This is a genomic window from Henriciella mobilis, assembly GCF_003576315.1.
Classification (GTDB): Bacteria; Pseudomonadota; Alphaproteobacteria; order Caulobacterales; family Hyphomonadaceae; genus Henriciella; species Henriciella mobilis.
In genome coordinates, this window is sequence record NZ_QWFZ01000027.1 from 1 (window position 1) to 11,103 (window position 11,103).

Consider the following 11,103-nt stretch of genomic DNA (forward strand, 5'->3'; position numbering starts at 1 on the left):
TGGACTGCCTTCGAAAAACTGGCCCATGTTTTGAGAGAGGATCGGCTCTGATATGGAGTTGAACCATGGGCAAGAGAGCCAAGCCTGAAGAGATCATTGCAAAGCTGCGCGAAGTTGAAGTGCGCCTTAGTCAGGGTGAAACGATTGGGCATGCTGTGCGCGCGATCGGCGTGAGTGAGCAGTCTTATTATCGCTGGCGCAAGGAGTATGGCGGCCTGCAAATCGGCCAGGCTAAACGCATGAAGGATATTGAGAAGGAGAACGCCCGCTTACGGCGAGCAGTTTCTGATCTCACGCTCGACAATCAAATCCTTCAAGAAGTCGTGCGGGGAAAGTTCTAAGCCCCTCACGTAAGCGCATCGCAGTCGATCACGTGGTGGAAGAGCTTGGCGTCTCAGTACGCCGAGCTTGCCGCGTGGTCGGCCAGCATCGCTCAACGCAACGACGTGTCCCGACACCCAGAGCAGATGAGGCCGCACTGACAGATGCGATCATCAACTTGGCTGAACGCTTCGGTCGGTATGGGTATCGACGCATCACCGCTCTTCTTAATGACGATATATGGTCGGTGAGCGAAGGACGCGTTTATCGCATCTGGCGACGTGAGGGGCTGAAAGTCCCACAGAAACAACCCAAACGTGGGCGGCTTTGGCTGAACGATGGATCATGTGTCCGTCTCAGGCCTGCCTATAAAGGCCATGTCTGGTCGTACGATTTTGTTCAAGACCGCACTCATGATGGCAAAGTGTTTCGCATGCTCTGCGTGATCGATGAGTTTACGCGTGAGTGTCTCGCCATCCGTGTCGAACGCAAGCTGAACTCCCGCGATGTTCTGGACACTTTGGGCGAACTCTTCGTTGAACACGGCCCGCCAGAGCATATACGTTCAGATAACGGCCCCGAGTTTATTGCGACGGCGCTGCGCGAATGGCTCGAGAAACTGAACGTCAGAACGCTTTATATAGAGCCAGGTAGCCCTTGGGAAAATGGCTATTGCGAGAGCTTCAACTCCAAGCTCAGAGACGAGCTGCTCGCCAGAGAAATCTTCTATGATCTGCGCGAGGCGCAAGTCCTGATCGAAAACTGGAGACTGTTTTACAATACCGCAAGACCGCACTCATCGCTTGGATACAAACCGCCCGCTCCTAGAACTATCTTGCCCGCGACCTTCACGCCGCCTTATAGGGTGAAGGCGGCATGAACGCCGCTACTAACCAACCGCCGGTTCTCCCAAATAGGTTGGGCCAGTCAAGTTGGGCAGGCCAGCACCTGGAGGGACAACTACGTCATTGACGGGCGTAACTGCGTTCGGCGATGATAAATTGGCGCTCAGCGAAAACAGGAAACTTATTTCCACGGTTGATGCAGCAAGCCCACTCGGTGCCGCACAACCTGAAGACCACACTGGAATTTATCTGACTCTTGCTAGCCACGCTCTTAGCCCGAGAACGACGGGGTCGATTTTCGTCAGCGACAGTGGGCTCCTCATTCGCTGATGAAGTCCATCAACCAAGAGCAATAGAAATACTATCTGCGCAAGCCAATAGTCGCGAAAGGTCGCGTTTGCGCCTGACTTCTGAGGGCGGGGCTCCCTTGCGGGACAGCGATATGGCGGCAATAGTATCGCCATTGCGTTTGATAGGCACGGCAACACAGTGGACCCCTTCAAACATCTCGGCTTGATCAACGGCATACCCCCGGCGCGCACTAATCTCGATATCTCTGCGTAGCATTTCTGGATCCGTTAGAGTATCGGCCGTAATCGGAACAAAGGGCCCGTTAGCCAGAAAAACATCTCGTTCTTGCTCGTGCATACCAGCCAGAAGAATTTTGCCGATTCCCGTACAATACGCTTCAAACTGTGTACCGATCTGCGAGAACTTAAAACTCGGATCAACACTATGCCGCGCCAAATACGTCACCATATCGCCTTCCAGTACGCCTAAATGCGCGGTCCCCTTTGCTGCCCCGGCGAGACGCCTTAAGGGTACTTCGGCGACCCGCACCAGACGAGCATGCAAGGTGACATTCATTGCGATGCGGGCCAACTCTGGGCCGGCTGCGTACCTCCCATGTGAAACGCGAGTGACGACGCCTGCATTGGAAAGAGCTCCCAGAACGCGCCTTGCACTGGATGGCGCAAATCCAAGGCGCTGAGCTATCTCAGACGCTGGGCTTCTACCATTGTCGTCAACTAGAGCCAACATAAGTGACAACGCCCTGTCTATGGACGACGTCCCCTGCCCTGCTCTCTCCAGCTGTCTCGAACCTGCATTCATCTGCTCACATTATGAGCACTTTGGGACTGCGGCAAGTTGATTTGTGATCTGAAGAAGGAGACACCCGAATACGTCACAGGGACAACAGACACCATGTTGGGAATTTCACACGAAACTTTGGCAAGGCGCCTTCGAAACGCTTATGGCAGCGGGGGCATTCCTCCGTTACGCGACGGCCTAGATCCGCAGGACATAGTCAACGCCTATGCGATACAGGACCTCAATACTCGCTTCTGGGAAGCTGAAGGGCGCAAGATCATCGGCCGCAAGATTGGCCTGACCGCTAAGGCCGTCCAGGCCCAGCTTGGCGTTGGCCAGCCGGATTTTGGTGTCCTGTTCGATGACATGCGGATCGGGAACAATGGAACTTTGTCTCCAGCACGAGTCATTCAACCCAAAGCCGAAGCGGAAGTTGCTCTTGTTCTCTCCAAAGATGTCACGAAAACGGACCCGACACCGGAAGATATCGCCGATGCCTCCGCCTATGCCGTCGCCGCGCTCGAAATCGTCGATAGCCGTATCGCGGACTGGAAGATCTCCTTTGCCGACACAGTCGCTGACAACGGCTCTTCAGCATTCTTCGTCCTTGGCGATGAGCAAGAGCCGCTGGATGGGCTCGATCTCTATACCTGCGGTATGGTGATGGAGATCAATCATGAAATTGTTTCGATCGGCTCAGGCGCAGCCTGTCTTGGTCATCCTCTTATTGCAGCAGCCTGGCTTGCCAAAACTCTGGTGAAGGTTGGTCACCCCCTGCGTGCCGGTGACATTGTGCTGACAGGTGCCCTTGGCCCCATGGTCACACTCGCCCCTGGTGATCACGTCGTTGCAAGGATTGGCGGGCTTGGTTCCGTTAGCTTCACTTATGGAGAAGAATGATGACAACCAACTCGAGCAACAAGGTCAAGGTTGCAATTATTGGTTCGGGCAATATCGGCACGGATCTGATGATAAAGGTTCTCAGGACATCGAAAGTCCTTGAAATGGGCGCCATGGTCGGCATCGATCCGGATTCCGATGGTCTCGCCCGCGCAAAACGTATGAAGGTATGGACGACGCATGAGGGCCTGGACGGCCTCGTCGCCAATGAGGCGCTCTGGGACCAAATCAAAATTGTTTTCGACGCCACCTCCGCCTATGTCCACGAAAAGCACAATGACATCTGCAAACGCGGCGGCAAGATTGTGGTCGATCTGACGCCGGCAGCGATCGGCCCTTATTGCGTACCCGTGGTGAATATCGAAAAGCATTTGGCCGAGCAGAACGTCAACATGGTCACATGCGGCGGACAGGCGACCATTCCAATGGTGGCTGCAGTTACGCGCGTATCGGAGCGCGTCCCCTATGCGGAAATCGTCGCCTCAGTCTCTTCGCGCTCCGCAGGCCCGGGCACACGTGCGAATATTGACGAGTTCACACAAACAACGGCACGCGCCGTTGAGGCTGTCGGCGGTGCAGACAAAGGTAAGGCCATTATCATCCTCAACCCCGCCGAGCCGCCAATGATCATGCGCGACACGGTTTACACGCTGTCTCAAGGTGCAACCGAGGAAGAAATATCAAAATCGGTCCATGAGATGGTCGAAGCCGTGAAATCCTATGTGCCAGGCTACCGCCTGAAGCAGAAGGTCCAGTTCGAGCGATTTGGCTCGAACAATCCGCTAAGTATCCCTGGCTATGGGGAATTTGAAGGTATCAAGTCGACCATCTTCCTCGAAGTGGAAGGAGCCGCACACTACCTGCCCGCCTATGCTGGCAACTTGGACATTATGACATCCGCCGGTCTTGGCACAGCAGAGCGGATCGCAACCATGAAACTTGGAGTCTCAGCATGACCGGAAGACTGAACGACCCGACCCGTGAAAAGCTCTACATTCAGGATGTGACCCTGCGGGACGGCATGCATGCCATCCGCCACATGTACAAGATCGAGCATGTAGCCGCGATTGCAAAGGCGCTTGATGAAGCTGGCGTGGACGCGATCGAAATCGCGCATGGCGATGGTCTTTCCGGCATGAGCTTCAATTATGGCTTCGGCGCCCAGACTGACTGGGAATGGATCGAGGCAGTGGCCGACTCGGTAAAAAATGCGGTCGTCACGACTCTCATCCTGCCGGGCATCGCCACAGTGGAAGAGCTCAAGCGCGCCTATGATCTTGGCGTACGCTCAGTGCGCGTAGCGACCCACTGCACCGAAGCTGACGTCTCCAGGCAGCATATCGGCATGGCGCGCGACCTTGGCATGGACACGATCGGCTTCCTCATGATGTCCCATATGATCGAGCCCGAGAAGCTCGCCGAGCAGGCCGCCCTGATGGAAAGCTATGGCGCGACAACCGTCTATGTCACCGACAGTGGCGGCGCGCTCGACATGGACGGATATTCCGCCCGCCTGCAGGCCTATGACAAGACTCTGAAGGACGAGACAGAGCGCGGAGTGCACGCTCACCACAATCTCTCGCTCGGTGTCGCAAACTCCATAGTCGCCGTGCAGAATGGCGCAAGGCGGGTGGACGCCTCTCTGGCCGGCATGGGTGCGGGCGCAGGCAACGCACCGCTGGAAGTCTTTATCGCCGCTGCCGATCGCAAGGGCTGGAAGCATGGCTGCGATCTCTACAAGCTGATGGATGCGGCTGAAGAGCTGGTTCGCCCACTGCAGGACCGTCCTGTCCGCGTCGACCGTGAAACACTCTCACTGGGTTATGCAGGCGTATACTCTTCCTTCCTGCGCCACTCTGAAAAGGCCGCAGCAGATTATGGTCTCGATACCCGCGAGATCCTTGTCGAACTTGGCAATCGCCGTATGGTCGGCGGTCAGGAAGACATGATCGTCGATGTCGCTCTCGACCTCTTGAAACAGAAGGAAACAGAGTAACAGCTCTGTTCTACCGGCTTGCAGGAATATGTTGACGTCTGCCTATAAGGTAAAGAGCGCCAGCCAACCCAAGCAATGACCATTGCGGCAAACTTATCAGTCCTGACACCCCTTGCTGCCAGAGGCCGACCGCAATGAATATAAATGAAAAGCAAACCCACAATATCGAGAAGTGCAGCGCAACGGGCTCCCGTTTCCAGAACGCCCACGATGAGTACACAAGAAAAACACTCACCATGTGCCAGCAGGCGTGAAAAGTTCCCTTCACTGCACTACTAAGCTGCACTTCCAGAAAGGGGGCAAGTGTATCATATCCACCTACAATAGTGTGTATAGCTGCCGTCAATGCGGCGAGTATTGCAGCCACCCTTGTCAGCATGCGAACTCCTTTGGTCATTACACTGGTTCTAGAAAAGATAGCTTCACGCTTTAGCCTATTTCGAAATTTCTACATTGCTCCTACCACCGGAAGTATTGCTCAAAGGTCTGATCCTTACCGAGGCGCTTAAGGCATTTCTCTGCTCTTCAGGTAGAACCAAAGCTGGCGCAGTGACATCTCATCATGCCCCCCAAGCTATACTTTTCCACCCAAGCTAATTCGTTTACCCTCAAATTTAGACCGGTGGTCTACAGGTGATTTGCGATGAATAATTCCCCTAAGGGCCGCAATGATCAGCCGTATCGAACACCTGAAGACAGATTTGAAGCCCTACCGGAGGCTCGGCAGGCCTTCTCTGCCCCACAGAGGTGTCCCACCGGTTTTGTCGGTCCGGCGGTTTCCTAACGCACTTGGGATTGGTGGTCCGGCCTTGGCGTTAATATCCAACGGCAAGTTGGGCTTGGCCACCATCACACAGGCCTAAGATTTCGGCAAATTGGTCACAGAGCGGTCTTGCAGACTCAAAACTCCAGCCCAAACTTAGGGTAACTTTAAGAGCAGCTCCTAAAGGTTTGGACTATCGAACTATACACTCAACACATGGCGTTCAGGTCGCCCCTCCTTCAAGTCTCATACGTTCGGATAAGCTCTCTTCACGATTCATCTTTCGTACAATCTGTTCAACAAAATAGTTGAACCTTCTATGCCCAAGCGCATGTGCCGCTTCGCGCTCCCCTTCCGGAAGAGGATCCGCCCGCGTTAGCCAGTAGAGCACAAACTGACCAAGCGCCTCGAGCGTGAAGCCGACGTCATGCTCGATTTCACCTTGGCGAAGATCAAAGGCATCCAAGCGTGCCAGAACGCGCTCCTCGAGCCCGGTTTTGACCTCAGGATCAAAGTACTCCCGAAGCGCCTGCTCGATGATGGCTGACTTCGTGACACCGGGGCGCTGCGTCGCTTCATCCAACCTGGCATAAACATCTGCTGCAAGCCTCAAATTTATCCGTGGCTTCGGCATCTCTCAAAAATCCGGTAAAGTGTCAGGGTCGGCCAGATCGAGTGCTGCCGCCCTGCGGATGGTTTCGAGATGGCGCGCCTCGAATGGATCAGGTCCGTCTTCATCAGGCAGCTCGGGATCAGGTTCCAGATCAGGGTCTGCTTTCTCGGGCGGCTCAACAATGTCCGGTGCCAGCTCAAGCCCACCCTCACCCGCATCGCCAGGAACAACACTATCTTCTGACGCCGATGCCTCAGCTTTAGTTGATCCGACCCAGTTGTCTGTGCTGCTTGTCGAAGCAATCTCGACGCTTGCCGCTGGCAACACCCTTCGTGTGAAGTTCCGATCCTCAAAATAGCACAGCTTCTTCGCCTGCACAGGCGGTACGCCCGACACCATGATGACCGCATCGCTCGCCGGCAGCTGCATGACCTCTCCAGGCGTCAGCAACGGCCTCTGCGTTTCCTGGCGGGACACCATCATGTGGCTGAGCCAGGGCGCGAGTCTGTGGCCTGTATAGTTCTTCTGTGACCGGAGCTCCGTCTTTGTGCCAAGTGCGTCTGATATGCGCTTGGCGGTCCGCTCATCATTTGTCGCGAACGCGACTCGGACATGACAATTGTCCATGATCGAATTGTTCGGTCCGTAGGCTTTTTCGATCTGGTTAAGCGATTGCGCTATCAGATAGGCACGGATGCCGTAGCCTGCCATGAAGGCAAGCGCAGACTCGAAGAAATCGAGCCGCCCAAGCGCCGGAAACTCATCCAGCATCATGAGTACTTTCCGCCGGTTCGCGTCCGGCAATTCTTCTGTCAGCCGCCGCCCGATCTGATTGAGGATAAGGCGCATCAGAGGCTTCGTCCGCGACATGTCAGAGGGCGGACAGGCGAGGTAGAGCGAAACTGGACATTCGGCGTCCACAAGATTCATGAGGCACCAATCACTTGCTGACGTCACCGCAGCGACGACCGGATCACGGTAGAGCGCAAGGAAGCTCATCGCGGTCGACAACACGCCGGAGCGCTCATTTTCAGACTTGTTCAGGAGGTCTCTCGCGGCTTCAGCCACTACGGGATGGACCGAACGTTCTCCCGCCTCAGTTGTAAGATGCTTCGTCCGCATCATTCTTGTGAGCGTTGCCGTGAAGGTCCGATCTGGATTAGACAGGAACTTCGCACACCCCGACAATGTCTTGTCCGTCTCGGCATAGAGGACATGCAGGATCACGCCGACGAGCAGCGAATGCCCGGTCTTTTCCCAATGGTTGCGGCGCTCCAGTGAGCCCTCCGGATCGACCAGAATATCTGCGATGTTCTGTACATCCCGCACTTCACACTCGCCGCGCCGGACTTCAAGCAGCGGATTGTAACGCGGGGAACGGCGGTCGGTCGGATCGAACCGAATGCAGGTCGAGAAAGTCGAGCGCCAGCCGGATGTTAGTTCCCAGTTCTCTCCCTTGATGTCATGAATGACGGTGCTTCCCGTCCAGGACAGCAGGGTCGGCACGACCAATCCCACCCCCTTTCCCGAACGGGTGGGCGCAAAAGCCATGACGTGTTCCGGTCCATCATGGCGGAGATAGGCATGCCGGACCGTGCCGAGAAACACGCCGTCACTTGCCAGGAGCCCAAGACGCTTCAGTTCGTGCGATTTGGCCCATCGCGCTGACCCATACGTTGTGACATTCGCGGCGTCCCGACTCCGGATCACCGAACCGACGACGGCAGCGAAGATGCCGAGCAGTCCTCCGCTTGAAGCAATGAGGCCCGCGCGTGCAAACACGTCCGGCGCATAGGCCTCATAGGCATACCACCACTGGAACAGGCGCCAGGGTTTGTAGACCGGCATCTCGCCCGCGAAAAACCATGGGTGCCCAAGGGCTGGCTGGTATCCGAACATATAGGCCGTCCACTGTGTCGCTCCCCAGATTGTCAGAACGATCAGGACGAAGACGACCATGACCTGACCGAGAAGGATTTTTCCGGGGCGCATGGCGAGGTCCTTTGCATCTAACGAAGAGCCCCCATCTTCGAGCAACACCGCCACCTCCAACAGTCGGACGCGATAGCAAGCCCGGCAGCCTGATCCAAAGGCATGCAAGCGCCTAACGTGACAGGCCGCGTTGCCGGCTCATCCCGATCGTCCATGACACGCCCTGAGCGGTTCGTTTGGCGACCAGCTCGCGACCAAGATGGCGCTCGATCTCCGGCCGCCATGGAACCAGCGCAAATTCCTTCGCATTGCCGATGACAGCAACGCGACCGGAACCAAGATCGATTGCGCGTTCATATTTTCCTGTGATCGTGTCACCCGTCTGAAGCTCGACTTGTAGGCGCCCGGACTGTTTGGCAATTCGCGCGACAACCGCGGCATGTTCGCTTTGCCTGAGCCGGCCCCGGGCTTCTGCATCGAGCGTATTTGCATCCGGCGCCAACAGCTCGTGTTCCCGCAACCACGCGATCCGGGCTTGTCGAACAGACCGCAATCGGCTTCCGTCCTTGTCCTCGTGTCCTTCGTCCAGCCAGGTCACACCCCTATGCGTGACCTGCTCTTCCAGTGTGAGCCAGGACAGAGTCTTCAGGCTGACACCCCCTCCCCGACGCGCTTCAAATGCGGCCGCCTTCTCAAGATAGTCATCCGGAATAGTCCAGCTCCCATCCTGCTGCCGTTCCACCAGTCCGGCACGCCGGAGTGCTTCCAGGCGTCTGACATGAGCCTCCCGGAACGCAGCTGTGGACGATGGATCAGCCTCCGCATGAAGGCGCTCGGAATAAATCCCTCCCGTGCCTTCGGCGATATCCGCGATTACTAGGTCCGAACTCCTCGCCCGCGTCTTGCGCGAACTAACCTCAACCACCGCTCCTTCCGTAGGCGTGGAACCTAGCTCTGCCTCCCCCAGATCAACAAGCCATTGCCGCCCTTCAAAATCCTCCACAACAATCGAGCGCCGATCACGCAACTCATCATCCGGAAACGTCGCCAGCACAGTGCCCATGAGCTTGCCGCCTTCTTCCCGGTCCGAATCAAAGCTTACGAGCCGTTCAACACCTTCCTTCTGTCCAAACCGATGCGCCAGTGTTGCGATCACATCATTGCGCCGGCCCATGTCTGCGAGCGTCCTGTCCCAGTCTGGCTTCATCCGCCAGCGGCCATCCTCTATCTGTGTGGCCAGGCCAAGCTTTTCCAGATGGCTGAGCCGTTGGAGCCGGAGGCTGCGATCAAACCGGTCGGCTTCGTTTGAGGCATTCGGGCTGATCACCAGCTCACCCACTTCAACATCTCGCAACATGGCCCGATCCACTGCCGTCAGCCTGTCCCGCTGAACCTCGGAATGCCGCGCCCGCGCGATCTCAAGATCGCGACGCGGTCCCAGCCGTTCCGTAATGAGGTCCAAAGCGCGCTTGCGAAGACCCGTTTTCAGATAATCCGGTGCGATAATGAGATCCTTGCCTCGTGCATCCTTTCCGCGAACAACAACATGTGTGTGAGGATGACCGGTATTGTGGTGATCCACGGCAACCCAGTCGAGCCGCGTGCCGAGATCACGTTCCATCTGCGCCATCAATGCCCGTGTGTGTTCGCGCAGATCGCCTAGCGCTACGCCGTCTTCAGGCGATACGATGATACGGAACTGGTGGCGGTCACCTTCGCTGCGCTCCAGGAAGTCTGAAGCGCTCGGTGTTTCACCTTCACGGCCGTAAAGCTCTCCGCCTTTTCCATCCTGCTCGACACCATCACGCTGGATGTAATGAAGATGCGCACGGAAGGCTCCATTTCCGGCAATACGCCCGGCGCGGGCTATGTGGAATTTGACAACGACCCGCCGCATGCGGAACGCGGCTATTCTGCGGCGCTGAAATTCCAGCTGCCTCACCGTCGCAGATCCCCGGCCCAGACTGCGCCCTGAGTAGCGGCTTGTCTTACCCTTAGGACCAAGCCTCGCGGCCGCCCTGCGCAAGCGTTTGGATAGCCGCTGGCCGCCTGCCTGTCCGCGATCCCTGATCAGACCCAGCCGTGGCGTGAAGTCATCATCTATCGGCATAACCGCCTCCTGGTACCTGGCGCCCGCACTATGCCCAATGGCTGCGGGGATATTCACCGTCCACCGGGCGTCTCGAAGCCATGCAAAGGGCGCCAGAAAATCGATGTACAGACAAGGTGTTAGGCAGGACCTGGCGCCAAGCGTTTTATCTTGCCCGTTCGGGTTTGCTGGCTGATCTAACGCTTCGTTTCGCCGCTTTATGCCGCCATATGCCGGAAAACGCCGCCATCTCTATTTAGCGCCACTCCAGCACAAGCTGCGCTGAACTTTGAATATCACTTACATTGGTCGGCCCAAAGTAACGTCCATCGAGAGAAGCCGGATGCGGATTCATCAAAAATATCTGGCTATTACTGAGCCTGATACACCCTTCCCATGAAGGCAAATCTCGCATCATAGAATCTGTTTTTCTTGCGATGCCATGAGGGGTTTGGTTAATGAGAATGCGTCCATCTACCCTGCAAATCTCATCGCCTGGCACACCAGCGATACGCTTCAGGAGTGGCCAATCTTTTCCGACAAACCCATGTT

General features: G+C 56.4%; 9 protein-coding genes and 1 pseudogene. 4 read left to right on the forward strand and 6 right to left on the reverse strand.

All coding sequences use genetic code 11. The features are described from left to right. Nucleotides 1–65: 65 nt before the first annotated feature. A protein-coding gene (locus D1227_RS13895) for an IS3 family transposase (protein ID WP_119405079.1) occupies nt 66–1,201 on the forward strand; the annotation gives its coding sequence in 2 pieces (ribosomal slippage) (nt 66–336 and nt 336–1,201; 1,137 coding nt in all). A gap of 304 nt (nt 1,202–1,505) precedes the next feature. On the opposite strand, the gene D1227_RS13900 is transcribed toward D1227_RS13895, so the two are convergent. Together D1227_RS13900 and D1227_RS20490 are read right to left on the reverse strand one after the other, a co-directional pair. After that, entirely contained in the window at nt 1,506–2,048 is a 543-nt protein-coding gene (locus tag D1227_RS13900) for an IclR family transcriptional regulator (protein WP_233350150.1), read from the reverse strand. A 42-nt stretch (nt 2,049–2,090) separates the two neighbouring features. After that, nucleotides 2,091–2,279: pseudogene (locus tag D1227_RS20490) on the reverse strand (helix-turn-helix domain-containing protein); the annotation flags it as partial. Nucleotides 2,280–2,372: 93 nt separating this feature from the next. Here D1227_RS20490 and D1227_RS13905 point away from each other — a divergent pair. Genes D1227_RS13905 through dmpG form a run of 3 tightly spaced genes read left to right on the forward strand, consistent with a single transcriptional unit; the run spans nt 2,373 to nt 5,154 of the window. Next, nucleotides 2,373–3,158: a 2-keto-4-pentenoate hydratase gene (locus D1227_RS13905; RefSeq protein WP_119405081.1), complete on the forward strand. Its 786-nt coding sequence runs from the start codon at nt 2,373–2,375 to the stop codon at nt 3,156–3,158. After that, a complete protein-coding gene (locus tag D1227_RS13910; protein WP_119405082.1) occupies nt 3,158–4,114 on the forward strand; it encodes an acetaldehyde dehydrogenase (acetylating) in 957 nt (318 codons plus the stop codon). The genes D1227_RS13905 and D1227_RS13910 overlap by 1 nt, the downstream gene beginning before the upstream one ends. Beyond that, nucleotides 4,111–5,154 (forward strand): 4-hydroxy-2-oxovalerate aldolase, encoded by a 1,044-nt coding sequence (gene dmpG, locus D1227_RS13915; RefSeq protein WP_119405083.1) that lies wholly within the window; start codon nt 4,111–4,113, stop codon nt 5,152–5,154. Before D1227_RS13910 ends, dmpG begins: the two co-directional genes overlap by 4 nt. Nucleotides 5,155–6,140: 986 nt before the next feature. On the opposite strand, the gene D1227_RS13920 is transcribed toward dmpG, so the two are convergent. From D1227_RS13920 to D1227_RS13935, 4 genes are all read right to left on the reverse strand, one after another. Further along, the gene (locus tag D1227_RS13920) at nt 6,141–6,551 is read right to left on the reverse strand and encodes a ribbon-helix-helix domain-containing protein (RefSeq protein WP_119405084.1); all 411 of its coding nucleotides are present in this window, start codon (nt 6,549–6,551) and stop codon (nt 6,141–6,143) included. A gap of 3 nt (nt 6,552–6,554) precedes the next feature. Further along, on the reverse strand, nt 6,555–8,522 hold the full coding sequence (locus tag D1227_RS13925; RefSeq protein ID WP_119405085.1) for a conjugal transfer protein TraG: 1,968 nt from the start codon (nt 8,520–8,522) through the stop codon (nt 6,555–6,557). A 112-nt stretch (nt 8,523–8,634) separates the two neighbouring features. Further along, nucleotides 8,635–10,359, reverse strand: a complete 1,725-nt coding sequence (locus tag D1227_RS13930) for a DUF3363 domain-containing protein (protein WP_158586659.1) — start codon at nt 10,357–10,359, stop codon at nt 8,635–8,637. Nucleotides 10,360–10,807: 448 nt separating this feature from the next. Further along, nucleotides 10,808–11,103 (reverse strand): S26 family signal peptidase (locus tag D1227_RS13935; RefSeq protein WP_199288329.1); only part of this gene is annotated, 296 nt, incomplete at its 5' end.

What these genes read in the sequence shown, in the direction of transcription:
- D1227_RS13905 (WP_119405081.1), top strand. Translation starts at nt 2,373, where the DNA reads ATGTTGGGAATTTCACACGAAACTTTGGCAAGGCGCCTTCGAAACGCT.
- D1227_RS13910 (WP_119405082.1), top strand. Translation starts at nt 3,158, where the DNA reads ATGACAACCAACTCGAGCAACAAGGTCAAGGTTGCAATTATTGGTTCG.
- dmpG (WP_119405083.1), top strand. Translation starts at nt 4,111, where the DNA reads ATGACCGGAAGACTGAACGACCCGACCCGTGAAAAGCTCTACATTCAG.
- D1227_RS13920 (WP_119405084.1), bottom strand. Translation starts at nt 6,551, where the DNA reads ATGCCGAAGCCACGGATAAATTTGAGGCTTGCAGCAGATGTTTATGCC.
- D1227_RS13925 (WP_119405085.1), bottom strand. Translation starts at nt 8,522, where the DNA reads ATGCGCCCCGGAAAAATCCTTCTCGGTCAGGTCATGGTCGTCTTCGTC.
- D1227_RS13930 (WP_158586659.1), bottom strand. Translation starts at nt 10,359, where the DNA reads ATGCGGCGGGTCGTTGTCAAATTCCACATAGCCCGCGCCGGGCGTATT.